Source organism: Neisseria sp. HMSC069H12 (assembly GCF_001812735.1).
Lineage (GTDB): Bacteria > Pseudomonadota > Gammaproteobacteria > Burkholderiales > Neisseriaceae > Neisseria > Neisseria subflava.
Window position 1 is genome coordinate 27,551 of the sequence record NZ_KV810246.1, and the last position, 26,714, is coordinate 54,264.

Consider the following 26,714-nt stretch of genomic DNA (forward strand, 5'->3'; position numbering starts at 1 on the left):
TTTTAGTAACCTATGTTATTTCAAAGGTCTCAGGCCGTCTGAAATCCTGAAAAACAGGTTTCAGACGGCCTTTTGTTACTTGATGATAAGTATCATATTATTAGAATCTCATGCGCACACCAACAGATAATTTGTTTCAGATTATCGAGTTTACTCCAGTAGCTCTACATCTGTATCTGAGACTATATTTATGATGTAAATCGTTTAACTATTGATTTCAATAGGATATGGCTTCCATTATTATGGGAAAAATATTTTGCATTTTCAATGTCATTGATTAAATCAGGATTTAATCCTAATAAATTATCTTCAAATTTCAATATACTTGAATCTGTGTTTTCCCAAGCTGCATCCAAACTTTTAATTATTAATTCTTTCAATTTATTAAAAGCATTTTTAGCTTTGGTTATATCTTCTTCGTTTTGGGCACATTCTTTGAGTAAAAGAAATAACCTTGTTAAAACAGTTTGAGTCCAATGGTTAAATGGAAATTCTAAAAAATGCTCGTATTGTTGAATTGCTTTTGACAAATTTTTATTAATCCCAAGCCCTTCTTGATATGCGAAACCTAAATATAACACTCCAAGATAATTTGGAAATTGTTGCTGTTTATTTGACCGTTTAATATTCCCATCTATATCAAGCATTATCGGCCCTTCAATAATAGGTAATGGATTAAATCCGCTAATTTCTGCCGATTTCCTCGCGTATTCAAAAAATTGTTGATATTTTCGTGTACAATAAGATAAATATGCTAATTTATTCAATGCAAAAGGAAAGTCATATTCAGTAGCTTCTTTATAATATTCCATTGCTTTATCAATATCTTTTTCAATATGCCCATTTACGCCAATTTCATAGATTTGCCCTAGTTGATAGAGAGCCAACTCATCATAATTTTGGGCTGCTGATTTATAGAATTCCAAGGATTTAGAGTATTTTTGTTTTTTGTAAAAATAAAAATTACCTAAATAAGTCTGTAAACTTCCTAAGTTATGTTTTTCTACTAAGTCTTCTAATCTATTCTGTTCATTGTAATTTTTATCTAAGTTCTCCCAAGCATCTAGAATGAATTTAGGTTTGTTGTTATAAAATAAGGTTGCGGCATTCAAGTAAATTTGCAAATCACTATTCCAAGAAAGTATTTCTTGAGTTTCTATTGTTTTGTCAATAATTCTTTTTATTTCTAGTTCTTTATCATTATCGATATTATCTAATACTTCATTTTTGTTTTGCACATTAGGGTATTCTTTAGATACTGCTTCCCAGCATTGCTTCCAAGTAATTCTTCTACTTTTATCTTCATATAGTTTAAAACGAGGTTCTCTTTTATCATTAGTTTTTAATCGCCCTAGCCCTTGAGAAAATCTTTCACAGAATAACCTTATCTCTTCTTCCTCTTCAGCGCTGGATAGATGCCGAATTTCGTCATCATGTAAAATATTGAAAACCTCTTTAGCCAGGTCATTATCAGACCAGTTTTTAAAGTTCTTTAGATTCATAAAGTTAGAAAATATTTCTTTATTTTCCATTATAAACTCCTATTTGTCCCTAATTTTGTCGCTGTTTGTCCGAGTGCCGAATTTATCATGACCGTATTCGCTAAATATCCATTAGCGGATAATCTTCTTATCAATTTTAAAAGGAAACAATTATGGCAACCAATAATACTGGTAATACAAATCCCAACTGGCCAAGCCGAACAGGTAACCCGTCAGGAGGTGGTCGTGGTAATAATCCTGAAAAAGGTAAATAATATCCTACACTAATAAAAATATAAACCGTTATTGATTCAAAGTTCAGTAACGGTTTTTAAAAGCTTAAGAAAGAAATAAAGATGAACAAATACAGTACAGATACTAAAATAGACAAATTAGTCAAGTCCAAAATCAAAGAAGGCTGGAAAGTGAAATTTGGTAAGAAGCATCCGGCATTAATTGCTCCAAATAACCGTAGAATTGCCATTCCTATCACTCCAAGTGATTGCAAAGCCTTTTACAGTTTTCGCCTTCAGGTAAAACAGCTTATGCTCTATAATCTTTAATTTTATGCCGTCTGAAACTCTTCAGGCGGTCTTCTTTTATCTTAAAAAACTCACAAAAAGCATTGCAATAAATCGTTTAAAAACAATCGTCCCCGTTCGGTCGGGCGGAACACGGTCGGGTCGGTTTCCAATAGACCTTTTTGTCTAGCCGTTTCGATTTGAGCCATGATTTTTGCAGTGGGTACGCCGGTACGTTCCTGCAGCATTGAAGCAGGTACACCGTCGGTTAGGCGTAGGGCATTCATCATAAATTCGAATGGAAGGTCTTCGGCCGCAACGGTTTTGCGTTCAACGGCTTCATGCGGATTGCTCTGCATGGCGGCAAGATAGTCGTTGGGATGACGACGGCGGACGGTACGCTCAATACGGTCGGGATAGGAAATTTTGCCATGCGCACCCGCTCCTATACCCAAGTAATCGCCAAACTGCCAATAGTTCAAATTATGGCGGCACTGCATATTAGCTTTTGCAAAAGCCGATGTTTCGTAGTGGATAAAGCCTGCGCCTTCCAGTTCGCCGTGTACGGCATCTTCAATATCCAATGCTGCTTCATCTTGTGGCAAACCTTTTGGCGGCGTATGACCAAAAGGCGTGTTCGGTTCCATTGTCAGATGATATGCGCTAATATGCGATACGCCTGTTGCGATAGCGGTTTGCACATCGTTTAAGGCCGTCTGAACCGTTTGGTTTGGCAGGGCGTACATCAAATCGATATTGACTTTGTCAAATAATTTCAATGCAGTATCAATAGCTGTCAGGGCTTCTTTGCCATTGTGAACGCGTCCCAATCGAGCAAGCATATCGTCGTTAAAACTCTGCACGCCGATAGACAGACGCGTAATGCCTGCGTCTTTAAATCCTTGAAACTTCTCAATTTCAAATGTGCCCGGATTGGCTTCCAAAGTAATTTCTGCTTCGGGTTGCAAGCGCAACAGCGAACGCACGCCGCTTAACAAGCGGTCAATCGATTTCGCTTGAAACAGGCTGGGTGTACCGCCGCCGAAAAATATAGTTTCCACCGGTCTGCCCCAAATATTGGGCAATTCAAGCTGCAAGTCGGTTAATAGGGCATCGATATAGGCGTCTTCCGGCAGGCCGTTTTTCAGGCTGTGGGAATTGAAGTCGCAATATGGACATTTTTTGATGCACCAAGGAATGTGGATATAGAGTGATAAAGGAGGTAGGGCGGTTAGCTGGCCGGGGCGTTGGAAGGTGATTTGGGTCATGGTATGTGTTGAGGCTCAAGGCCGTCTGAAATTTTTAGGCCGTTATTTTAACTGAAATGTCGGCTGGGGAAGTAATCAGTAGGAAATTTGCGAAGGCTAAGTGCTCAAAAAGGCTTCAATTTCTTCTTCTGATAATTTGGAATTGCAGACGGATTTTATTTCGCCTTGTGAAATTTTCAGTAATGCAGGAACAGTTCTGATGCCGTATTGTTCACGAAAAGTTTTTAAAGCTGCTTTGTTGCTGCTGTCAGTAAAGTGGATGGTAAGCTGCCTGTTTATGGAAACGGTAGACAGTTTTGCAACAAAACGGCGACAGTATGAACAACTTGGTTTGCCTAAAAAGACGATAGCAGTTTCTTGACTGTCAATGAGTTGAAGAAGTTTGTCAGGTGTGGTTGGGATGAAGGCAGCGACGTGTTTTGCAAAGACTGCCAATTCTTCAGGCGAGGGTTTGGGCATGGGAATGAATGTGAGGTAGGCCGTCTGAAGGCTTCAGACGGCCTGTTATTTTTATGTGGTTAAAGTCTTTTGCGTATCCAAGACGAGAGTTTTGGTGCGCCGAATAGCAGGAAAATGCCGATAAAAAGCTGCGCGATGTTGGCAAGTATACCGGCTTGGTTTTGTGCGCCGAGGTCCGCCCAAACGGATGTATGTGTGTCGATAGCAATAGACTGTACAAAAAGATAGAGAGAGAACTGGTAAATTAGGTCGGGGATAGCTTGGAAAACAGTATATATGCCTATTAATACAATACCAGTCGTCAGCCATGGTGCAGGGTGTTTTGGGGCTTCCTGTACGGTTTGCAGATGTTCGGGCAACAGGCGGTTGGCAATAGAGGCAGGGAAACACCATAGCAGCAGCCATGCAATTAAATACAAGCCGTAGAGCATCAGTACGGATGAGATTTGTTTACTGTCATACATGCTTTCTGTCTGTACGAATATGGTCGCGATGCTGCCAAGTGTTTGTACGATACCGATTAAAACGACCAAGCGGATGGCGATAATCAAGATTTGCTTAGGGGACATGGATTTCTTCCATTATTTGTTGGATTTAGAACATCTAAAAAAACGTTTCAGGTTTTCAGACGGCCTATTATCGATTTATAAGGATTCAATTTTTCTTAACAATTCACGCAATGCTTGGGCGCGGTGGCTTTCGGCATTTTTGATTTCAGGATGAAGCTCGGCGGCGGTGCAGTTGTGTTCGGGCAGGTAGAAATGCGGGTCGTAGCCGAAGCCGTTTGTGCCTGCGGCTTCTGCCTGCCATTGTCCGCGCCAGATGCCTTCTGCGATGATGGGTTGCGGGTCGTTTTCGTGGCGGATGAGTACGAGGACGCAGACGTAGTAGCAGCTTTTGTCGTCTTTATCGGCAAGATCGGTAGAGAGTTTGGCGTTGTTTGCGGCATCGGATTTGGGATTTTCACCTGCATAACGTGCGGAGAAAATGCCGGGTGCGCCGTTTAAGGCGTTGGTGCAGATGCCGGAGTCGTCGGCAAGTGCCGGTAAACTGCTGTATTTAGCGGCATGACGTGCTTTGGCCAGGGCATTTTCAACGAAGGTATGGTACGGCTCGGGGCATTCGGGCGTATTGAATTGTGATTGCGGCAGGACTTCGATGTTTAAGTCGGCAAAGAGGCGGGAAAATTCTTTGAGTTTGCCTGCGTTGCCACTGGCAAGGACGATTTTTTCAAACATGGTTTTTCCTTAATGGTTTTCGGTTTGCTGCATACGAGCCATTTGTGCGCGTGCTTTGTGGCGGATGTAAAGGGCAAGGCTGCCGATTTGGGCAAAAACGGCGGCAAAGGCAAACAGAAAGGCGGCAACGGCAAATTGTTTGCTGTGAATGCTCAGAAGATAAGCGCCCAACAGAATCAGTACGATAAACATCAGGGTAAACAGGGCGGTCAGGAGCAGATAGGCTTTTTGTCGGGTCATGGCAGCTTGGGTAAGGGGGAAAATGTTCTGATTATAACGTCAGATTGGGAATTTGAAACCATGCCGTATTCGTTAAAAAGGCCGTCTGAATATTTCAGACGGCCTTAAGTCGAATAACGGATTAACGCAATTCTGTGTGCAGGCGACTCAACAATGTGGAGGCATCGCTGCCTTTGTATGGGCTGCCGTCTTTATTCAACAGATGGAGGCGTGCGCCATTGTTGATAGGCTCAACATACACGATGATTTCAGGATACGTTTTTGGCGCTTCTGCTTTGCCTTTGCCAAATACGCGTTTGAACAGACCCGGTTTTTTATTGGCAACTGCTTCGCCTTCGGTTGGTGCTTGTTGAACCAAGAAAGCGCGGCGTTCGGCATTTTGACCGATAACAGTCAGGCCGATGCGGTCAAGCGCAAGGGCGGTACGGCGCCAGTTGCGGCCGTAATCGCCTGCCAGCAACAAAGTACCGTTGTCCACACGTGCCAACTCGGAAGCATTGCTGCGGGCGGCAACGCTTTGGGTCAGAGCCTGTTCGGCTTGCTGGCCGTCAACACCCAAGTATTGCATAAAGCGGGCGAGGAATGCGGCTTCGAGGTTAGGGTCGTTTTCACCCGGCTGCCACATCGTAGTGTCTTTTTTACGGTCGGCATAAACTTCTTTCATGCCTTTATGGGCGAAGAAGATGTCGGTTGAACGGTTTTTGCCTTGTTCGATGCGGATGATGAACTTGTCGCGTTCGCTGGTAGAGTAGATACCACCCAAGCCGACTTTGTCCAACAGGCGGCGCAGGCTGTCTTGAGGGATTTTGGCTCGGTTTTCAGCCCACTCGGTTTCCATTTGGCCGATGGCAGGTTCTTCAGATTTGATGTCGAAACCGTTTTCTTGCCAGAACACTTTCAGCAACGGCCAAATTTCGCGAGGCGATTTGCCATCGACAACCAACCAGCGTTGGTTGCCGTCACGCTCAAGGCGTACGCCTTTAACGGATTTCAAGACTTCTGCATTGGCAGGTTGTTGTACAGCTTGAGTGCGGCGTTTGTTGAAATCGCTGGCGCGGACGGCGCCGCTGCCTGCCGGTAATTGATAGAGGTTGCCTTGGTCTGGGTTGTTCAAATCAGGTGGTACTTCCAGTTTGACCAAGCGGTGTGATTGACTTTGATAGTCGAGTTTGGGTTGTTCTTTTTTGCTGCCAGAACAGGCAGTCATGCTAATCAGGGCGAGGGCTACTACGATGGGTTTGATATAGGTCATCTTGTTTTCCTGTGGATGAAGTTCTTAACAGGGAGACCGTCTGAAAAGGGTGTTTGGGATTCAGACGGCCTTATTTCCGGATCAGATTTGTCCTGATTTTTCCAGAGCGGCTCGGACTTTGGCTTGACCGGCTTCGGTCAGTGCTACCAAAGGCAGACGAACATGGGGTTCGCATTTGCCCAATAAGCTCAGGCCCCATTTAGGCGCGGCTGGGCTGGGCTCGCAGAACATGGTGTTATAAATTGGGATAAGTTGCTCGTTTAGACGACGGGCGGTTGCAATATCGCCCTCAAGGGCGGCTCGGCACATGTCGGCAAAGAGTTTCGGTGCGACATTGGCTGCTACGGTTACCACGCCATGACCGCCACACAGCATGAAAGGCAGACCGGTAGGATCGTCGCCGGAGAACACGGCAAAACCTTCAGGGACGCTGTTGATCAATTCGATGTTGTTGCCGATATTGCCGCTGGCTTCTTTCACGCCGACGATATTCGGAATCTCGGCCAAACGCAAAATAGTGTCGTTGCTCATGCTCACGACGGTACGGCCGGGAACATTATAAATAATCATCGGAATCGAAGTGGCTTCGGCGATGGCTTTGAAATGTTGGTAAATGCCTTCTTGCGAAGGTTTGTTGTAGTAGGGGACAACAGATAAGGTGTAGTCCGCACCGGCTTGCTCGGCAGCTTTGGAAAGGGCGATGGCTTCGATAGTATTGTTGGCGCCTGTGCCGGCGATAACGGGAACGCGCTTGTTGACGTGTTTGACAGTGGCTTCAATAACGGCCAAATGCTCTTCGACAGGCAGGGTGGCTGACTCGCCGGTGGTGCCGACTGCGACGATGCCGTCGGTACCGTTTTCAATGTGCCAGTCGATTAAGTCATGAAGTTGTTCGTAGTTGATGCTGCCGTCTTGATTCATCGGAGTAATCAGGGCAACCAGACTGCCTTTTAACATACGGAAACCTTTAATTTTATGGTGTGGGTGGATTATTCATCGGATTGTAGCTTACTTTGTTGTTTGTGTGAAACATATCCGCTATGAGGCTTTGCCGTTTAATGGTGACTTGTCATTATCTTAATGAATAATACATTTTTAAATCATTGGCTTGTTTGTTTTGAGATGGAAAAATGATGTCAAGAATTAAAATGTGTTAAGGCAGTTTGAGGCCGTCTGAAAACGGTTGGGCGGAACTTTCAGACGGCCTGATGGTTTTGAATTTGCTGACACATTTCAAATTAGTTAAAATACGCTTCTTAATATTTTTTAACGATTCTTGAGAGAAGGTTCAACATGGCCGGAATGACAGAAAAACAGGCGGAATCGCTTGATTTGGTTTATGGTTTGGAAGATAAGCCGCCGTTTGGGAATGCGTTGTTGAGTGCGGTTACGCACCTTCTGGCGATTTTTGTCCCAATGATTACTCCGGCACTGATTGTCGGCGGGGCGTTGGAGCTGCCGGTTGAAATGACGGCTTATTTGGTGTCGATGGCAATGGTGGCTTCCGGTGTCGGCACTTATTTGCAGGTCAACCGTTTCGGGCCGGTCGGTTCGGGCATGTTGTCGATTCAGTCGGTCAACTTCTCTTTTGTTACCGTGATGATTGCGCTAGGTACCGGTATGAAAGAGGGCGGTTTGACTGAAGATGCGATGATTTCAACGCTTTTGGGCGTGTCCTTTGTCGGCGCGTTTTTGGTGTGCTTCTCTGCTTGGCTTTTGCCTTATTTGAAAAAAGTGATTACGCCGACGGTAAGCGGCGTGGTCGTGATGCTGATCGGCTTGAGCTTGGTACATGTCGGCATTACCGATTTCGGCGGCGGCTTCGGTGCGAAAGCAGACGGTACGTTCGGTTCGATGGAAAACTTAGGTCTGGCATCGCTGGTGTTGCTGATTGTATTGGTTTTCAACTGCTTGAAAAATCCATTGCTGCGCATGAGCGGTATCGCGGTGGGTTTGATTGTCGGTTATATTGTTGCGCTGTTTTTGGGCAAAGTGGATTTTTCCGCCCTGCAAAACCTGCCTCTGATTACCCTGCCTGTTCCGTTTAAATATGGTTTCGCATTTGATTGGCACGCGTTTATTGTTGCCGGTGCGATTTTCTTGTTGAGCGTATTTGAGGCAGTTGGCGATTTGACGGCGACTGCGATGGTCTCCGAGCAGCCGATTGAGGGTGAGGAATACACCAAACGTCTGCGCGGCGGCGTATTGGCAGATGGTTTGGTGTCTGTGATTGCGACTGCGTTGGGCTCTTTGCCTTTGACTACTTTTGCGCAAAACAACGGCGTGATTCAAATGACCGGCGTGGCTTCGCGCCATGTGGGCAAATATATTGCGGCGATTTTGGTATTGTTGGGCTTGTTCCCTGTTATCGGCCGCGCGTTTACCACGATTCCGAGTCCGGTTTTGGGTGGTGCGATGGTGTTGATGTTCGGCCTGATTGCGATTGCCGGTGTGCGGATTTTGGTCAGCCACGGTATTCGCCGTCGTGAAGCGGTCATCGCGGCTACTTCTGTCGGTTTGGGTTTGGGCGTGGCGTTTGAACCGGAAGTGTTCAAAAACCTGCCGGTATTGTTCCAAAACTCAATTTCTGCCGGCGGTATTATGGCGGTATTGTTGAACTTGGTTTTGCCGGAAGATAAAACCGATAAAGCGGTTAAGGTTGAAACCGACAGTTTGGATCATTAAGCAAGCTTTATTCAAAGGCCGTCTGAAGTTTCAGACGGCCTTTGGTTTTTCGGCTATAATATTGTTTTTATTTGTTATCCGAGTGGTTCGGATAGCTCTACCCGGAAAGGTTTTATATGACGGTTTATTCACTTTTTATCACTTGTCCCCGCGGTTTGGAAGCGCCTTTGACGCAGGAACTTGAAAACATGGCATGTCAGGATATCCGCGCTGTTGACGGCGGTGTGGCATGTAAAGGCACGATGGAGCAGGTGTATCGCATCAACCTGCATTCGCGCGTTGCCAGCCGTGTTTTGCTGCGCTTGACCAAAGGCGGTTATCGCAACGAACACGATATCTACAAACTGGCACGAAATCTGCATTGGACAGGTTGGTTTAAGCTGGAGCAGACCTTTAAAGTCAAAGTTGAAGGCAAGCGCGCCAATGTGAAAAGCCTGGATTTTGTCGGTTTAAAGATCAAAGATGCCGTCTGTGATGCCTTCCGGGATATTTATGATGCGCGTCCGAGCGTGGGCAAAATCAACCCCGATATCCGCATTCATGCCTTTATCGATGAGCGCAATGTGGAAATCTTTATCGATACTTCCGGCGAAGCTCTCTTCAAGCGCGGCTATCGTCAGGATACCGGCGAAGCGCCATTGAGAGAGAATTTGGCGGCAGGTTTGCTGCTTTTGGCAGGCTATGACGGTACGCAGCCTTTCCAAGACCCGTTTTGCGGCAGCGGCACGATTGTCATTGAGGCTGCATGGATTGCGACACACCGTGCGCCGGGCTTGATGCGCCGTTTCGGTTTTGAAAAACTGCAAAACTTCGACAAAGAAAAATGGCAAGCCCTGCGCCGTGAGGCTGAAAAACAAATCAAACCGGCCGCCGCGCCAATTTCCGGCAGCGACAACGACCGTTATATGATCCGTGCCGCATTGGCCAATGCCCAAGCCGCCGAAGTGGATAATTTCATCCGCTTTGACGTGCAAGATGCGCAGGCTGCGCGACCAAACGGCGAACACGGCATTATGATTTCCAATCCGCCTTATGGCGTGCGTCTTGCCGAAATTCAGGCTTTACAGGCGCTTTATCCTCAACTGGGCACATGGTTGAAACAGCATTACGCAGGCTGGCTTGCCGGAATGTTGACCGGCGATCGCGATATGCCGAAATTTATGCGCCTTTCTCCGAAGCGTAAGATTCCACTGTTCAATGGCAACTTGGATTGCCGATTGTTTTTGATGGATATGGTTAAAGGCTCAAATCGGGGCTAAAACCTGAAATAGAGGCCGTCTGAAAGATGATTTCAGACGGCCTTTTTTGTTTTATTTATATAGACTTTGCCATAACGGAGTTTGCTTCTCGTATTTTAATTTCAGGCCGTCTGAATCGTGTTTAGACGGCCTTTTTATTGGTATAAAGTTGAACTTAATATAGTAATTTACAATTGGTTAAATAACAAAAATCTATTATATGGATAAAATTCATTGTTAAATAAAAATACCATATCTAGTAGTATTGTGTTTTAATTCGCACCATATCTTGTGTTTATGGTATTGCAATGAGCAGCTTGAAATTTACAGTTGAGCAAATTGTTTGGCAGGAAGTGCCAGGCGAAGTGTCGCTGGCATTTCTGTTTTCAGGCTGTCCGCTGCGTTGCAAAGGTTGCCACAGTGCCGATACATGGAAAGAGGGCATCGGCACAGAATTGACCGAGGATTATTTAAAAGGCCGTCTGAAACGCTATCGCGGATTAATCAGCTGTGTGTTGTTTATGGGCGGGGAGTGGCAACCGAAAGCCTTGCAGAAAATGCTGGCTATTGTTGCCCAAGAAGGTTTGAAAGCTTGCTTGTACACCGGTCTGGAGCGTGAGGAGCTGGAGTCGGTTTCAGACGGCATCCTGCCTTATCTGACGTATCTGAAAACCGGCCGCTGGCAGATGGAGCTGGGCGGCTTGGACAGCCCGACCACCAATCAGAAGTTTGTCGATTTGCGCACGGGCGAGGTATTGAACCGCTTGTTCATCAAAGACAAACCTGCACCTAAAGTTTTTCCAGTGGCTTCAATTTAGCCTGGTGCTGTATTGCACTGATTTAAATTGAATTTATTGTATTCGCTGACAGCGATGTTTCAGACGGCCTGACCGTCATTGCTTGATAAATCATTCAAACCTTACAGGAGAATTAACATGATTCGGCTGCATCCCGAGCAGTTAAACGGCAAACTGCAATTCATGCACGACTACATCAGCGCGCAAAACGCGGCGGACGGTTCGAAAATGGACGCCAACGCCAACGTTACCCAGAAAAACATCGCCACGATGGAAGCGGAAATCATGAAAGACTTTTTCGTGCAGATTAACCGCGCCCAAGTGTCGCGCAAAATCGCCGAAATTTTCGACCAATCCATTGCCGACGAATACATCCGCCAGATTGAGGCGCATGAGATTTATGTGCACGACGAAACCAGCCTCAAGCCTTATTGTGTGTCGGTTACGCTGTATCCCTTCCTGCTTGACGGCTTAAGCAAACTCGGCGGTGAATCCAAGGCGCCGCAGCATCTAGCATCGTTTTGCGGTTCGTTTATCAACCTGGTGTTTGCCATCAGCGCGCAGTTTGCCGGCGCGGTGGCAACGGTGGAATTTTTGACTTATTTCGACTACTTTGCCCGCAAAGACTACGGCGACGATTATTTGGAAACACACGGCAAAGAAATCGCCAACCACATGCAGCAGGTGGTGTACAGCATCAACCAGCCCGCAGCCGCGCGCGGCTATCAGAGCGTATTTTGGAATATTTCCGTTTACGATCAATACTATTTCGATGCGATGTTCGGCGATTTCGTTTTCCCCGATTTCAGCAAACCGGTGTGGGCGAGCGTGGCGAAGCTGCAAAACTTCTTCCTCAAATGGTTCAATCAGGAGCGTACCAAAGCCGTTTTGACCTTCCCCGTCGTTACCGCCGCGATGTTGACCGACGGCGGCAAATGCAAAGACACCGTGTTTGCCGACGAAATGGCGAAAGAGTTGGCGGAAGGCAATTCCTTCTTCGTCTATCTTTCCGACAACCCCGACTCCTTGGCTTCCTGCTGCCGCCTGCGCAACGCCATTGAAGACCGCACCTTCAGCTACACCCTCGGCGCGGGCGGCGTGGCGACCGGTTCCATCAACGTCATCACCATCAACATGAACCGACTGGAGCAAGACGGGCGCGACCTTGCCGCCGAAGTCGCCAAAATCCACAAATACCAATACGCCTACCGCAAACTGATGGAAGAATACCAAGCTGCCGGAATGCTGCCCGTTTACGATGCAGGCTTCATCACGCTGGACAAACAGTTCCTCACCATCGGTATCAACGGCATGGCGGAAGCCGCCGAATCGCGAGGCATCAAGGTCGGCTACAACGACGACTACATCAACTTCGTCCAAGGCCGTCTGAAAACCATATTTGAAGCCAACCAAGCCGCCAGCAAACACTACGGCGTGAAGTTCAACACCGAGTTTGTCCCCGCCGAAAACCTCGGCGTGAAAAACGCCAAATGGGACAAAGCCGACGGCTACAAAGTCAGCCGCGAATGCTACAACTCCTATTTCTACGTCGTAGAGGACGAAGAAATCAACGCGCTCGACAAATTCCTGCTGCACGGCAAAGAACTGGTGGACTGGCTCGACGGCGGCTCCGCGCTGCACCTGAACCTCGACGAAGCCCTGCCTGAGTCCGGCTACCGCTCGCTCTTGGACATCGCCGCGCAAACCGGCTGCAACTACTTCTGCGTGAACGTGCGCATCACCATCTGCAACGAATGCGGCCATATCGATAAACGTACCCTGCACGCTTGTTCTGCATGCGGTTCACACGACATCGACTACGGCACCCGCGTCATCGGCTATCTGAAACGCGTATCTGCATTCAGTAGCGGACGGCGCAAAGAACACGCGCTCAGACATTATCACCGTAAAGCGGCGTAATCGTTAAAAAAGGATTACTTACAAAAGCGAAGGCCGTCTGAAATTTCAGACGGCCTTTAGGATGTTTGGATAGACTGATTCTTTCAATGATATGATTTTAATTAAATTAAACAACAATACTTGACACTTTAATATAATGAATTAACATATAATCTCCTTTAACTCAAACTCGAAAAAAAGCGAGAGACATATGAAAACATCAGCTTTATTAGCAGCTTTATTGGCAGCCCTGTCCCTGTCAGCATGCGGCGGCGGTTCAGGCTCATCTTCTTCTGCCGTTTGTGACGAGTACGAAAAAGCATTTGCCGAAGCAACTAAAGACGTAGATGCCGCAACCAAAGACATGATGCAAAAATCTTTCGAACAAACCAAAGAAGCCCTGAAAAACCTGCCTGCAGACCAACGCGATGCAACTTGTAAAACTTCTTTGGACGCTTTGAAAGGCGTTCCTGCTGCCGAAACTCCTGAAGACAAAGCCGAAGAAGCCAAAGATGCTGCTGAAGAGGCTAAAGAAGATGCAAAAGACGCAGCGGAAGATGCCAAAGAAGCTGCTGAAGATGCTAAAGAAGAAGCTAAATAATTCGGATAGCTTTACAGAAAAACGGATTCCAATGATTTGGAATCCGTTTTTTGTTATGTGAATTAGAGTAGTTATTTTAGATGAGCTTTTTCAGTTTTCAGACGGTCATTTCTTATGCCGTCTGAAAGCGTTAGTTTCAACTAAGTTTAATTTACAATAACAAACAGTTAATTAAACTAACCGCGTGCGTACCGCACACATGCTACGAGTTAGTTTTAAAGTTCCGAGTAATTTGTAGGTAGGGTATTTAATACTTAGGCATATATACAAGTTATAGCTTGTTATAGGTTAGAATTTAATAAATTTATTAACTGTTTTTCTAAGTAGGAAATTTTTGTACTTAAATTTCTATAATCCTCTGTAATTTGCTCTTGGCTTTTGGCACCAAGAAAAAACAAATTATCACTAATTTCTATTAGTTTATTGATAATATTATTATCAATATTTGGATTATTATTTTCCCATCTTTTAATAGCTAAATTTGATAAGCCGTATAGTTCTTCATTCCAAGAGTAAGAATTAACAATATCTAGAATATTACGTTGGGTATCTATTCTATTTTTAAAGTTAGATTGCATAGCAAAGCCTTTCCATATCTATCATCCAAATGTCAAGATATTTAATGTTTTCTTTTACTTTTAAAGTCATATCTTGATTAATTTTTTCACCAATGCCTCTTGTAGATAAAATTCTTGCATTCTCTAATATGTAAAAAATAGATTCATCAATCCTTATAGGATTATCAATTAATAAAGGAGAATGTCTCGAAAATATTGGTTTCTTACAGACTAGTGAATAACAAGTAGAAATGTTTCTTAGTGCTAGGAATATGCAAGATAGATTAAATACAATATTTTTTCCTTTCATAAAATCATTTTTAGATTCAATATATAGGTTTTTGAATTTTTCAAAATCTATAATTATATTCCTGTAACTATTTGGTATTCCTAAAGTATTAATAAAATCAATATTATTAGATGAGTATATTAATTTAGATTCTAAATGTAAGTGCCAAGCAAAAGGATTACCTTCTTTCCATAATTCAGCTATCCGTTCGTAATGATAAATTGAAAATTTTTCTGGGCTAAATTCATGGTATTCATCTTTATTGATACAAATAAGTATATCTATATCAGAATTTTGGCTGTATTCGCCTCTACAGATTGAGCCAAACGCATAAATGTGCATAGTATTATCTCGAGCTTAATTTTTTTATAATAATTGCTAATAATAAACCAAATGATATCATTCTGAATAAGGTTAATATCATAGCGATCCATTCTCCAAATTTTATATTTGTTTCAGAACCTATAAAGTACATGAAAATATACTTAAAATTTTGAAAAAAATCTGTTCCATTGTTTCCTATCGAAATTATTATACTAAAAAAAATTAAAAATACTAATATACTCATCAGGCATCGGGAAAAGTTTTCTCCATGCCCCCAAATTAGTTGATTAAATTTAAAAAATAACCAGCTAAAAAATTTATAAATTTTTTTTATTCCTTGATATTTTATATGATAGTAAGGTTTTTCCCCAGTCCAACTTTCATATAAATATATTCTTTGTGCTTCTAACTCTTCATTAAGTGCAAAATTTTCTTCTTGTAATAATCCTAGTTCAAAATAATTTTTTCTTAAATTTCTAGCTAGTTTAAATTTTAAATTTTCTTCTCTTGGACCTGAATCATCTAAAATTTCCTTATAAATATAAGTTGATTCAAATTTTGTATACCATAATTTACAATTTTTAAAAGTACTCCCCTTAAAGTCGCAATTTTTAAATTTACAACCTGTAAAATTACAATCTTCAAATTCAACATTTCTCATAGAACAGTCTTCAAAAAAAGAATGTTCAAAATTAAAATTTTTAAACTTTATTTTTTTTTCTGGATAAACACGAACATAGACGGAATTCCGGTATAAATTTTGTTGTTCTTGAGGAAATTTGAGCATATCTAGGGTATTGCTACCCTCTGGTTTTGAAAAACATAAATCTAAATAGATTCTTTTTCCGCTTGGTTTCAATGCTTCAGGAGTTTGTTTTTTATTACATGGTTTATACATATATATCGTGACTTTCAATTCTAAGTAAATATATAGCAGGCAACATATTTAGAATATTTATAGAATAAATTTCAAATACTTCCCAGTATAACTCTCCTTAACCTTAGCCACCTGCTCGGGACTACCTGAAGCAATAATTATACCACCACCATCACCCCCTTCCGGCCCTAAATCCACAATCCAATCCGCGGTTTTAATCACGTCCAGATTATGCTCGATAATCACAATCGAGTTGCCTTTGCCTTTCAGACGGCCTATGACTTCCAGCAGCAGGGCGATGTCGGCGAAGTGCAGGCCGGTGGTGGGTTCGTCGAGGATGTAGAGCGTTCTGCCGGTGTCGCGTTTGGAGAGTTCGAGGGCGAGTTTGACGCGCTGGGCTTCGCCGCCGGAGAGTGTGGTGGCGGATTGGCCGAGGCGGATGTAGCCTAGGCCTACGTCCATCAGGGTTTGCAGTTTGCGCGATACGGTGGGGACGGCGTCGAAAAATTCGCGGGCTTCTTCGACGGTCATGTCGAGGACTTGGCTGATGTTTTTGCCTTTGTATTGGATTTCGAGGGTTTCGCGGTTGTAGCGTTTGCCGTGGCAGACTTCGCAGGGGACGTACACGTCGGGCAGGAAGTGCATTTCAACTTTAATCACGCCGTCGCCTTGGCAGGCTTCGCAGCGGCCGCCTTTGACGTTGAAGGAGAATCTGCCGACGTTGTAGCCGCGTTCGCGCGAGAGGGGTACGCCGGCGAAGAGTTCGCGGATGGGGGTGAACAGGCCGGTATAGGTGGCGGGGTTGGAGCGCGGGGTGCGGCCGATGGGGGATTGGTCGATGTTGATGACTTTGTCGAGGTGTTCGAGGCCGCGGATGTCGTCGTATGGGGCGGGTTCTTCTTGGGCGCGGTTGAGTTCGCGGGCGGTGATTTTGGCGAGGGTGTCGTTAATCAGGGTGGACTTGCCGCTGCCGGATACGCCGGTGATGCAGGTAATCAAACCGAGCGGCAGTTCGAGGGTGACGTTTTTGAGATTATTGCCGCGCGCGCCTTTGAGGACGAGCATTCGGTCGGGATTGACGGGCGTGCGTTCAGACGGCACGGCAATGGATTTTTTGCCGCTGAGGTATTGTCCGGTAACGGATTTTTCGCATTTGGCGACGTTTTCTGGCGTGTCGGCAATCAGTACGTTGCCGCCGTGTTCGCCTGCGCCGGGGCCCATGTCGACGACGAAATCGGCTTCGCGGATGGCGTCTTCGTCGTGTTCGACCACAATCACGCTGTTGCCCAAATCGCGCAGGCGTTTGAGGGTGGCGAGCAGGCGGTCGTTGTCGCGCTGGTGCAGGCCGATGGAGGGTTCGTCCAAAACGTACATCACACCGGTCAGGCCGCTGCCGATTTGGCTGGCGAGGCGGATGCGCTGGGCTTCACCGCCGGAGAGGGTTTCGGCGGAGCGGCTTAAATTCAGGTAATCCAGCCCGACGTTAATCAGGAAGCCGAGCCGTTCGGTGATTTCTTTGAGGATTTTTTCGGCGATTTGTTTTTTGTTGCCGTCCAAATCCAGCGTTTCAAAGAATTGGTGGGTTTTGGTCAGCGGCCAGGCGGAGACTTCGTGCAGCGGTTCGCCGCTGACGTAAACGTAGCGGGCTTCTTTGCGCAAACGTGCGCCGCCGCAGCTCGGGCAGGCGCGGTGGTTTTGGTATTCGCGCAGTTTTTCGCGCACGGTTTCGCTGTCGGTTTCGCGGTAGCGGCGTTCGAGATTGGGGATGATGCCTTCGAAGGCGTGGCTGCGGTTGAAGGTGGTGCCGCGTTCGGACAGGTAAGTGAAATCAATGACTTCTTTGCCCGAGCCGTGCAGCACGACTTTTTTCACTTTTTCAGGTAGCGTTTCCCAAGCAGCCTGCACATCGAAACCGTAATGCCGCGCCAACGACTGAATCATTTGGAAATAGAATTGGTTGCGCTTGTCCCAGCCGTCAATTGCGCCCGAAGCCAGCGACAATTCGGGATGAGCGACCACTTTTTCGGGGTCGAAGAAATTGGTGTTGCCCAAGCCGTCGCAAGTCGGGCAGGAACCCATCGGGTTGTTGAACGAAAAGAGGCGCGGCTCCAATTCGGGCAGGCTGTACGAACACACGGGGCAGGCAAACCGCGCGGAAAACCAATGCTCTTCGCCGCTGTCCATTTCCATTGCCAGCGCGCGCTCGTTGCCGTGGCGCAGCGCGGTTTCAAAACTTTCCGCCAGCCGCTGCTTGATGTCCGCCTTCACTTTCACGCGGTCGATGACCACGTCGATATTGTGCTTGATGTTTTTTTCCAGCTTCGGCACTTCGTCCAACTGATAGACCTCACCGTCCACGCGCACCCGCGCAAAACCCTGCGCCTGCAAGTCGGCAAAGAAATCGACAAACTCACCCTTACGCTCGCGCACCGCCGGCGCCAGAATCATCACGCGCGTGTCTTCCGGCAGCTTCAACACAGCATCAACCATCTGCGACACGGTCTGGCTCGACAGCGGCAAATTGTGTTCGGGGCAATACGGCGTGCCGACGCGGGCGTATAAAAGGCGCAGGTAGTCGTGGATTTCCGTTACCGTGCCGACAGTAGAACGCGGGTTGTGGCTGGTGGATTTCTGCTCAATGGAAATCGCGGGCGACAGGCCCTCGATCAAATCGACGTCGGGTTTGTCCATCATCTGCAAAAACTGCCGCGCATAGGCGGACAGGCTCTCGACATAACGCCGCTGCCCTTCGGCATAGAGCGTGTCAAACGCCAGCGACGACTTGCCGCTGCCCGACAGCCCCGTTACCACCACCAGTTTGTGGCGCGGAATGTCCAAATCGACGTTTTTCAAATTATGCGTGCGCGCGCCGCGGATGCGGATGGTGTCGTTGTCGTGTGAATGTTTGGGATGATGGTTGCACATGGTGTCAGGCCGTCTGAAAAATAAAATAAACGGCTATTGTAGCACTTTTCAAATGACAGACTGGATAGATAAAGCATTTGATATAAAAGAAACAAAGAGGCCGTCTGAAAATATGTTTTCAGACGGCCTTGATATAGATGGATCAGCTTATCAGTCGATTGTGCGGAGAATTTCGCGCAGGGCTTTTTGCCAGTCGGACGGTTTGATACCAAACTTGGTCTCTAGACGTGAGCAATCCATAATGCTGTATGCCGGACGCGGAGCGGGCAGGGGGTATTGATCGGTGGTGATTGCGTTCAGTTCCGGAATGCGGAAGCTGTCGTCTAATTGGTGGGCCGTCTGAAAGATGGCTTTGGTAAATTCGTACCATGTTGCCGATTTATTGCCACAGTAATGGAAGATACCGCGTGGGGAAGTAGGCTGTTGCAATAAACTGATGATGGCATGAGCCAAGTCGCCTGCATAAGTCGGGCAACCGGTTTGGTCATGAACGATGGAGAGGGAGTCACGTTCTTTAGCAAGGCGCAACATGGTTTTGACGAAATTGCTGCCGTATTCGCTAAACAGCCATGAAGTACGGACGATTGTACTTTCCGGATGCGCGGCTAAAGCCAAAAGCTCGCCTGCAACTTTGGATTGACCGTAAGTGCTGCGCGGATTGGTGTAGTCGGTTTCGCGGTAAGGGCGTTTGCCTTCGCCGTCGAATACATAATCAGTGGAAATATGAATAAAGCGCGCGTGTGCGGCGCGGGCGGCTGCGGCCAGGTTGTGAACAGCGGTTGCGTTGACGGCAAAAGCAGCCTCTGCGTTTTCTTCTGCTTTATCGACGGCAGTGTAAGCTGCGGCATTAACGATGGCATCTGGTTGGAAGTTTTTGATCATGTGATGCACGGCTTCGGTATCGGTAATGTCCAGCGAAGTAGAGTCGGTAGCAATCAGTTCCCAATCTTCGGGCAGGCGGTCGCGCAGACAGCGGGCAAGCTGGCCTTTGGCTCCGGTCAATAAAGTACGCATGGTTGAGTATCTCCTCTGATAGCTGTTAAATAGGTATTCGTGTCATTATAGTGTAAATACGACAAATTCACATTATTGACGTAGAACAAAATGCGGATGCGGCTGTATTTGGGCAAATTATCGATATCATCTATCCACAATAATAACCACTTATTGGTATTATGTTTGCTTACTATAACTATAGTTAAAGTTCAGCTTTCAACAAGATAGATAAAGGATCTATGCTGTTTGAGAGAGTGTGAATCAATGTTGATGTTTTTATTGTTGCTAGGATAATGGAATTTAAAAACAGGCAAAACTCCGTCCTTTTGTCGGAAAATTCTACCGTTTGATATTTTTCAGTAAATATCTTGAAAAATATAACTAAAATAATAATTGAGCAAGGGCGGATTTGCTCGTTCCTCTAGCTCGATATCTTTATTAACCATTTTGGGAGTAATTATTATGGCAAGATCTTACAGCGGGTCTCGTGGACCCCAGGCTAGTAAGCCTTACTGCTCTTCTATTCCAGGGCGTTCCGACCCAGCTCACTTCTGCGGTTCATCAAAATCTTCTGGTTCTACCGGCAGCACCGCTAGAATTGGCGTGCCGCCAATAGTTAATGTGGTACCTGGTTCACCTTACCACCCTTGGCACACCAAACCACAACCAAAACTTCGGCGTATACCACGTCCACTAAACCCTGAGCCACACCCACAACCGCAACCGCAACCACAAAAACCTCATCGTAGACCACCTCAACCAAAACCTGAGCCACACCCACAACCGCAACCGCAACCACAACCAAAACCTCAGCCTAAGCCACAACCAAAACCTGAGCCTAAGCCACAACCAAAACCTGAGCCTAAGCCAGACTGCAAAGGCTGTGCTGACGACCATAACCAAGACAACTCATACGGTCACGAAGACAAAAACCCAGGTAATATCATCCGACCCAACGTTATCCGCGGTACTGATGCTAAAGATACCATTTATGGTACTGCTGGCGAAGACATCATCTACGGTGGCAACGGCGCAGACGTAATCTACGCCGGTGCAGGTAATGACACCATTTACGGTGATGCCGACGGTGACTCTCTGTACGGTGAAGAAGGTAAAGACTACCTGCAAGGTGGTGACGGTAACGACTACCTGAACGGTGGTTCCGGTGCTGACATCATGCGCGGTGGCGACGGTAACGACGTTTATTTCGTTGACGATGCCGACGACCAAGTTATCGAGTACGGTAATCTGAACGGCGGTATCGATACTGTTCGCACAGTTATCGACTACACCTTGACCGATAACGTTGAAAACCTGTTTTTGCAAGGTATGCAAAACCTGAACGGTACCGGTAACTCTTTGAACAACAACATCGAAGGTAACGGCGGCAACAACCATCTGTACGGTTTGGCCGGCGATGACTGCCTGGTTGGTAAAGACGGTAACGACTACCTCGACGGCGGTGTCGGCAACGACATCCTGATCGGCGGTACCGGTAACGACACTTACTTCTTCGACAAAGGTTACGGTCACGACACTATCCGTGAGGAAAGCGGTAATGACACCCTGTTGTTCGGTAAAGGCATTGCAGCTTCCGACGTATTGCTGAGCAAATCAGGTGCCAACCTGACTGTTTCTGTCGGTTCTGACAGCATCACCATCGACGACTGGTTCACCGGTAACAATCACAAAGTTGAAAACTTCAAATTTGCTGACGGTAGCACTTACCAAGTAACCGGCCACGGTGACTACTACTCTCTGTCTGCTGTGAACCACATCCAAGAACAGACTCAAGTTTCTGGATGGTGATTTTCAGGGTTCTTCTCTGAAATCAACGGTTAAGGCCGTCTGAAACCAAAATATAAGGTTTCAGACGGCCTTTATTTTGTAAACAATCTGACGAAAAATTCCAAATTGGGCTAAAATATCGCATTCTTCTGTCTATCTAAGAGATACCCGAAATGTCTGAAATCAGCTTGAAAAAAATTTACTCCGGCAAAGTACGCGATTTGTATGAAATTGACGATAAACGAATGTTGATGGTTGCTTCCGACCGACTGTCTGCATTTGATGTGATTTTGGATGACCCGATTCCGGGTAAAGGGGAGATTCTGACGCAGATTTCCAATTTTTGGTTTAAAAAACTGGCTCATATTATGCCTAACCACTTTACCGGCCATACCGTTTACGATGTTTTGCCTGAAAACGAAGCCAAAGTTTTAGAAAAACGCGCCGTCGTGGCTAAAAAACTCACTCCGGTGAAAGTAGAGGCCATTGTGCGCGGTTATCTGGCAGGCAGCGGTTGGAAAGATTATCAAAAGACAGGCTCTGTCTGCGGTATTCAACTGCCTGAAGGTATGCAGGAAGCGCAACAACTGCCTGAAGTGATTTTTACGCCATCGACCAAAGCTGAGGTTGGCGATCATGATGAAAACATTAGCTTTGAAGAATGCGAACGCATTATCGGAAAAGAATTGGCGGCGGAAGTACGCGCCAAAGCGATTCAGCTTTATACAGAAGCGGCCGAATATGCGAAATCTCGCGGTATTATTATTTGCGATACCAAGTTTGAATTTGGTTTGGATGAAGAAGGTACACTGACTTTGATGGACGAAGTGTTGACGCCTGACTCCAGCCGTTTTTGGCCTGCCGACCAATATAAAGTCGGCACCAATCCGCCGTCTTTTGACAAACAATTTGTCCGCGACTGGTTGGAGCAAAGCGGTTGGAACAAAAAAGCGCCTGCGCCTAAAGTGCCTGCCGATGTAATTCAGAAAACAGTCGAAAAATATCAGGAAGCATTGACTTTGCTGACTCAGGATTAATTTTTAAGTTTGAAGGCCGTCTGAAAGAGATATGTTTCAGACGGCCTTTTTATTGTATCAATACTGGATTTTAAGGATGGTTGCCTTTATAATCGAGAGTTGTTTTCAGTGCCTTTAAAGGCCGTCTGAAAGCTTGTTTATAACCTGCCGCACGGTCTGAAACCCTAACTATGCACATTCGGATTTTAGTGTGCATTATTAGTGTTTTAGCAGTGCGGTATTTTGAAAGGAACAATAATGTTCAATAAACACGTTAAGACCTTCCAATACGGTAATCAAACCGTTACTTTGGAAACCGGCGAAATTGCTCGCCAAGCCGCTGCTGCCGTTAAAGTATCCATGGGCGACACCGTTGTTTTGGTTGCCGTTACTACCAACAAAGAAGTGAAAGAAGGCCAAGACTTCTTCCCTCTGACTGTCGATTACCTCGAGCGTACTTACGCAGCAGGTAAAATCCCCGGCGGTTTCTTCAAACGTGAAGGCAAACAAAGCGAAAAAGAAATCCTGACCAGCCGTCTGATTGACCGTCCGATTCGTCCTTTATTCCCTGAAGGTTTCTACCACGACATCCAAATCGTAGCGATGGTCGTGTCTGTTGACCCTGAAATCGATTCTGACATTCCTGCAATGTTGGGCGCGTCTGCCGCGCTGGTGTTGAGCGGCGTACCGTTTGCCGGTCCGATTGGTGCGGCACGCGTGGGTTATGTAAACGGCGTGTACGTTTTGAACCCGACTAAAGCCGAATTGGCTAAATCACAATTAGACTTGGTTGTTGCCGGTACTTCTAAAGCCGTGTTGATGGTGGAATCCGAAGCCGACATCTTGTCTGAAGAAGTGATGCTGGGTGCGGTTGTTTACGGTCACGATCAAATGCAAGTGGCCATTAACGCCATCAACGAGTTCGCCGATGAAGTAAACCCTGAAGTATGGGATTGGAAAGCGCCTGAAACCAATGAAGAATTGGTTGCAAAAGTACGCTTAATTGCGGGCGAAACCATTAAAGAAGCGTTCAAAATCCGTCAAAAACAAGCGCGTTCTGCCAAATTGGACGAAGCTTGGAATGCTGTAAAAGAAGCCTTGATTACCGAAGAAACCGACACTTTGGCCGCCAACGAAATCAAAGGCATTTTCAAACACTTGGAAGCCGATGTTGTCCGCAGCCAAATTTTGGACGGCCAACCGCGTATCGACGGTCGCGACACTCGCACTGTTCGTCCGCTGAACATTCAAACCGGCGTATTGCCGCGCACTCACGGTTCTGCACTGTTTACCCGTGGCGAAACACAAGCTTTGGCCGTTGCCACTTTGGGTACTTCACGCGACGAGCAAATCATTGATGCGCTGTCCGGCGAATACACCGACCGCTTCATGCTGCACTACAACTTCCCTCCATACTCTACCGGCGAAGTGGGTCGCGTAGGTGCGCCAAAACGTCGTGAAATCGGTCACGGCCGCTTGGCTAAACGTGCGTTGTTGGCCGTATTGCCAGAACCTGAAGATTTCAGCTACACCATGCGCGTGGTTTCTGAAATTACCGAATCTAACGGCTCTTCTTCTATGGCTTCCGTCTGCGGCGGCTGCTTGAGCCTGTTGTCTGCCGGTGTGCCTTTGAAAGCACACGTTGCCGGTATCGCCATGGGTCTGATTTTGGACAACAACAAATTTGCCGTCCTGACCGACATCTTGGGCGACGAAGACCACTTGGGCGATATGGACTTTAAAGTGGCCGGTACAACCGAAGGTGTGACCGCGCTGCAAATGGACATCAAAATCCAAGGTATTACCAAAGAAATCATGCAAATCGCTTTGGCTCAAGCCAAAGAAGCACGTTTGCACATCTTGGATCAGATGAAAGCTGCCGTTGCAGGCCCACAAGAGCTATCTGCACACGCGCCACGCTTGTTCACTATGAAAATCAATCAAGATAAAATCCGTGATGTGATTGGTAAAGGTGGTGAAACCATTCGTTCGATTACTGCTGAAACCGGTACTGAAATCAATATCGCTGAAGACGGTACCATAACTATCGCTGCGACTACTCAAGAAGCAGGCGATGCAGCGAAAAAACGCATCGAAGAAATCACTGCCGAAGTGGAAGTGGGCAAAGTGTACGAAGGTACTGTGGTTAAAATCCTCGACAACAACGTTGGTGCGATTGTCAGCGTGATGCCTGGTAAAGACGGTTTGGTACACATCAGCCAAATCGCCCACGAGCGCGTACGCAATGTCAGCGACTACCTGCAAGTAGGTCAGGTTGTGAACGTGAAAGCATTGGAAGTAGACGACCGCGGCCGCGTGCGCCTGTCTATCAAAGCTTTGCAGGAAGCGCCTGCTCGTGAAGAGAAAGCAGCCGAATAATCTGATTATTCAAGCTTGAAACAAAAGGCCGTCTGAAAATTTCAGACGGCCTTTTGTTTATTTAAAAGAAAAACGGGTTTCGCCTTTACTTTGATTGAACGGGTTACTACAATGTTTGCAATTTAATAAATATATTCATCTCTCAAGGAGTATGCAATGAATGCTACGCAATTAATCAGCCGGTTGACACAAACCGTCGGCGAAAAATACATCATCACAGACCCGGCAAAAACCGAACAATACCGTCAAGGCTACCGTTTTGGTGAGGGCAAGGCGCTGGCAGTTGTCCGTCCGGGTACGGTGTTGGAAATGTGGCAAATTTTGCAGGCATGTGTTGAGGCTGATGTTATCGTGATTACGCAGGCTGCCAATACCGGTTTGACCGGCGGCTCGACTCCTGACGGTAATGATTACGACCGCGATATCGTGATTGTGAATACCATGCGTCTGAACATCATTCAACCGATTAACAATAACGAACAAGTTGTCTGCCTGCCCGGTTCTACCTTGAATCAATTGGAGCTGCTGCTGAAACCTTTAGGCCGTGAGCCGCACTCTGTAATCGGTTCGTCCTGTATCGGCGCATCTGTATTGGGTGGCGTATGTAATAACTCCGGCGGCGCACTGGTACAGCGTGGCCCGGCTTATACTGAAATGGCTCTGTTTGCACAAATCAACGAAGAGGGCAAACTGGAGCTGGTCAACCATTTGGGCATTGATTTGGGCGAAACTCCTGAAGAAATTTTGACCAACTTGCAAGGTTTCCATTATCAGCGAAAAGACATTACGCAAGATGCCGGCAAGGGTCATGACCATGCTTATTGCGATCATGTCCGCCAAGTGAATGAACCGACTGCCGCCCGTTTTAATGCCGACCCTGCGCGTCACTACGAAGCATCAGGTTGCGCGGGCAAGCTGATGGTGTTTGCCGTACGCTTGGATACTTTCCCGCAAGAAAAACAGACTGCCGTGTTCTATATCGGCACCAATGATATTAATGAGCTGACCGATATTCGTCGTGCTGCTTTGAGTGAGTTTAAAAACCTGCCTATTTCGGGCGAATATATCCATCGTCATGCTTTTGATATTGCTGCCGTTTATGGTAAAGATACTTTTTATATCATTAAGACATTCGGTACCCACCAACTTCCGAAACTGTTTGATCTGAAAGCCCGTGTGGATAGATTCAGCAAAAAGATAAGTTTCTTACCAAAACACTTCTCTGATAAATTCATGCAACTGATCAGTAAGATTTTGCCCGATCACTTGCCGAAGTCTATGCGCAACTATCGGGATAAATATGAACATCACCTGATTTTAAAAATGGGTGGCGAGGGCGTAGAAGAAGCGCGTGCTTTCTTGAAAGAATATTTTGCAACCCATGGCGGCGCATTCTTCGAATGTAATGCTGAAGAAACGCAGGCGGCCATGCTGCATCGCTTTGCTGTGGCTTCTGCCGCGATCCGTTACCGTTCTGTACATGATGATGAAGTAGAGGATTTGGTTGCACTCGATATCGCCTTGCGCCGTGATGATCGTGATTGGTTTGAAACACTGCCGCCTGAAATTGACAATAAAATCATCCATAAATTGTATTACGGACATTTTATGTGTCATGTGTTCCATCAGGACTACATCATTAAAAAAGGCAACGACTGTATGGCTTTGGAACATGAAATGCTCAATCTGCTTGACCAACGCGGTGCGCAATATCCTGCCGAGCATAATGTCGGTCATCTGTATGAAGCCAAGCCCGAGCTGAAACAGTTCTATAAAAAACTTGACCCGACCAACAGCTTCAACCCAGGTATCGGTAAAACCAGTAAGAAGAAAAACTGGGCTGAATAAAGCATAGTCAAAACAAAGGCCGTCTGAACTTTTCAG

Annotated in this window: 23 protein-coding genes; 10 read left to right on the forward strand and 13 right to left on the reverse strand. The window is 46.2% G+C overall.

All coding sequences use genetic code 11. The annotated features are described in order from the left end of the window. Positions 1–188: 188 nt before the first annotated feature. A complete protein-coding gene (locus HMPREF2872_RS02465) occupies positions 189–1,532 on the reverse strand; it encodes a tetratricopeptide repeat protein (RefSeq protein ID WP_070630956.1) in 1,344 nt (447 codons plus the stop codon). Positions 1,533–1,837: 305 nt separating this feature from the next. Here HMPREF2872_RS02465 and HMPREF2872_RS02475 point away from each other — a divergent pair, with 305 nt between their 5' ends. Next, entirely contained in the window at positions 1,838–2,044 is a 207-nt protein-coding gene (locus tag HMPREF2872_RS02475; protein ID WP_070630960.1) for a phosphoribosylglycinamide formyltransferase, read from the forward strand. A gap of 50 nt (positions 2,045–2,094) precedes the next feature. On the opposite strand, the gene hemW is transcribed toward HMPREF2872_RS02475, so the two are convergent. The 7 genes from hemW to dapA form a co-directional block, all read right to left on the reverse strand. After that, positions 2,095–3,270, reverse strand: a complete 1,176-nt coding sequence (gene hemW, locus HMPREF2872_RS02480) for a radical SAM family heme chaperone HemW (RefSeq protein WP_070630963.1) — start codon at positions 3,268–3,270, stop codon at positions 2,095–2,097. A 96-nt stretch (positions 3,271–3,366) separates the two neighbouring features. Continuing rightward, the gene (locus HMPREF2872_RS02485; RefSeq protein WP_070630965.1) at positions 3,367–3,729 is read right to left on the reverse strand and encodes a DUF6568 family protein; all 363 of its coding nucleotides are present in this window, start codon (positions 3,727–3,729) and stop codon (positions 3,367–3,369) included. A gap of 59 nt (positions 3,730–3,788) precedes the next feature. Beyond that, on the reverse strand, positions 3,789–4,298 hold the full coding sequence (locus HMPREF2872_RS02490; protein WP_070630967.1) for a hypothetical protein: 510 nt from the start codon (positions 4,296–4,298) through the stop codon (positions 3,789–3,791). Between the two features lie 75 nt (positions 4,299–4,373). Beyond that, a complete protein-coding gene (rdgB, locus tag HMPREF2872_RS02495; RefSeq protein ID WP_070630969.1) occupies positions 4,374–4,967 on the reverse strand; it encodes an RdgB/HAM1 family non-canonical purine NTP pyrophosphatase in 594 nt (197 codons plus the stop codon). A 9-nt stretch (positions 4,968–4,976) separates the two neighbouring features. Further along, entirely contained in the window at positions 4,977–5,207 is a 231-nt protein-coding gene (locus tag HMPREF2872_RS02500; RefSeq protein ID WP_003679018.1) for an NGO_0222 family membrane protein, read from the reverse strand. Positions 5,208–5,328: 121 nt separating this feature from the next. After that, positions 5,329–6,459 (reverse strand): outer membrane protein assembly factor BamC, encoded by a 1,131-nt coding sequence (gene bamC, locus HMPREF2872_RS02505; protein WP_070630971.1) that lies wholly within the window; start codon positions 6,457–6,459, stop codon positions 5,329–5,331. An 81-nt stretch (positions 6,460–6,540) separates the two neighbouring features. After that, a complete protein-coding gene (gene dapA / locus HMPREF2872_RS02510) occupies positions 6,541–7,416 on the reverse strand; it encodes a 4-hydroxy-tetrahydrodipicolinate synthase (RefSeq protein WP_063075521.1) in 876 nt (291 codons plus the stop codon). A 336-nt stretch (positions 7,417–7,752) separates the two neighbouring features. Between dapA and HMPREF2872_RS02515 the strand changes: the two genes are divergently transcribed. The 5 genes from HMPREF2872_RS02515 to HMPREF2872_RS02535 all read left to right on the forward strand — a co-directional run bounded on the left by HMPREF2872_RS02515 (position 7,753) and on the right by HMPREF2872_RS02535 (position 13,679). Then, entirely contained in the window at positions 7,753–9,144 is a 1,392-nt protein-coding gene (locus HMPREF2872_RS02515) for a nucleobase:cation symporter-2 family protein (protein WP_003679024.1), read from the forward strand. Positions 9,145–9,260: 116 nt separating this feature from the next. After that, positions 9,261–10,403, forward strand: coding sequence for a THUMP domain-containing class I SAM-dependent RNA methyltransferase (locus tag HMPREF2872_RS02520; protein ID WP_070630972.1), 1,143 nt, complete (start codon positions 9,261–9,263; stop codon positions 10,401–10,403). A 287-nt stretch (positions 10,404–10,690) separates the two neighbouring features. Continuing rightward, the gene (gene nrdG / locus HMPREF2872_RS02525) at positions 10,691–11,200 is read left to right on the forward strand and encodes an anaerobic ribonucleoside-triphosphate reductase activating protein (protein ID WP_003683321.1); all 510 of its coding nucleotides are present in this window, start codon (positions 10,691–10,693) and stop codon (positions 11,198–11,200) included. A 117-nt stretch (positions 11,201–11,317) separates the two neighbouring features. Further along, positions 11,318–13,099 carry an anaerobic ribonucleoside-triphosphate reductase gene (gene nrdD / locus HMPREF2872_RS02530; RefSeq protein ID WP_070630975.1) on the forward strand — a complete coding sequence of 594 codons (1,782 nt, stop codon included), beginning with the start codon at positions 11,318–11,320 and terminating at the stop codon, positions 13,097–13,099. 190 nt (positions 13,100–13,289) lie between these two features. Continuing rightward, complete coding sequence (locus tag HMPREF2872_RS02535) at positions 13,290–13,679, forward strand: DUF5339 family protein (RefSeq protein ID WP_070630976.1); 390 nt, start codon at positions 13,290–13,292, stop codon at positions 13,677–13,679. A gap of 281 nt (positions 13,680–13,960) precedes the next feature. On the opposite strand, the gene HMPREF2872_RS02540 is transcribed toward HMPREF2872_RS02535, so the two are convergent. The 5 genes from HMPREF2872_RS02540 to rfbD form a co-directional block, all read right to left on the reverse strand. Continuing rightward, positions 13,961–14,257 carry a hypothetical protein gene (locus HMPREF2872_RS02540; RefSeq protein WP_070630978.1) on the reverse strand — a complete coding sequence of 99 codons (297 nt, stop codon included), beginning with the start codon at positions 14,255–14,257 and terminating at the stop codon, positions 13,961–13,963. Beyond that, positions 14,247–14,867 (reverse strand): nucleotidyltransferase domain-containing protein, encoded by a 621-nt coding sequence (locus HMPREF2872_RS02545; protein WP_070630980.1) that lies wholly within the window; start codon positions 14,865–14,867, stop codon positions 14,247–14,249. Before HMPREF2872_RS02545 ends, HMPREF2872_RS02540 begins: the two co-directional genes overlap by 11 nt. 4 nt (positions 14,868–14,871) lie before the next feature. After that, the gene (locus HMPREF2872_RS02550) at positions 14,872–15,747 is read right to left on the reverse strand and encodes a pentapeptide repeat-containing protein (protein ID WP_070630981.1); all 876 of its coding nucleotides are present in this window, start codon (positions 15,745–15,747) and stop codon (positions 14,872–14,874) included. A 57-nt stretch (positions 15,748–15,804) separates the two neighbouring features. Further along, entirely contained in the window at positions 15,805–18,651 is a 2,847-nt protein-coding gene (uvrA, locus tag HMPREF2872_RS02555; RefSeq protein WP_070630984.1) for an excinuclease ABC subunit UvrA, read from the reverse strand. Between the two features lie 150 nt (positions 18,652–18,801). Beyond that, complete coding sequence (gene rfbD, locus HMPREF2872_RS02560; RefSeq protein WP_070630986.1) at positions 18,802–19,665, reverse strand: dTDP-4-dehydrorhamnose reductase; 864 nt, start codon at positions 19,663–19,665, stop codon at positions 18,802–18,804. Positions 19,666–20,268: 603 nt separating this feature from the next. On the opposite strand from rfbD, the gene HMPREF2872_RS02565 reads away from it, so the two are divergent. The 4 genes from HMPREF2872_RS02565 (at position 20,269) to dld (ending at position 26,678) form a co-directional block, all read left to right on the forward strand. After that, positions 20,269–21,456 carry a calcium-binding protein gene (locus HMPREF2872_RS02565; RefSeq protein WP_283118967.1) on the forward strand — a complete coding sequence of 396 codons (1,188 nt, stop codon included), beginning with the start codon at positions 20,269–20,271 and terminating at the stop codon, positions 21,454–21,456. Between the two features lie 152 nt (positions 21,457–21,608). Next, a complete protein-coding gene (locus HMPREF2872_RS02570; RefSeq protein ID WP_003683512.1) occupies positions 21,609–22,472 on the forward strand; it encodes a phosphoribosylaminoimidazolesuccinocarboxamide synthase in 864 nt (287 codons plus the stop codon). 237 nt (positions 22,473–22,709) lie between these two features. Further along, a complete protein-coding gene (gene pnp / locus HMPREF2872_RS02575; protein WP_070630989.1) occupies positions 22,710–24,830 on the forward strand; it encodes a polyribonucleotide nucleotidyltransferase in 2,121 nt (706 codons plus the stop codon). A 156-nt stretch (positions 24,831–24,986) separates the two neighbouring features. After that, on the forward strand, positions 24,987–26,678 hold the full coding sequence (gene dld, locus HMPREF2872_RS02580) for a D-lactate dehydrogenase (RefSeq protein WP_070630991.1): 1,692 nt from the start codon (positions 24,987–24,989) through the stop codon (positions 26,676–26,678). Positions 26,679–26,714 lie beyond the last annotated feature (36 nt).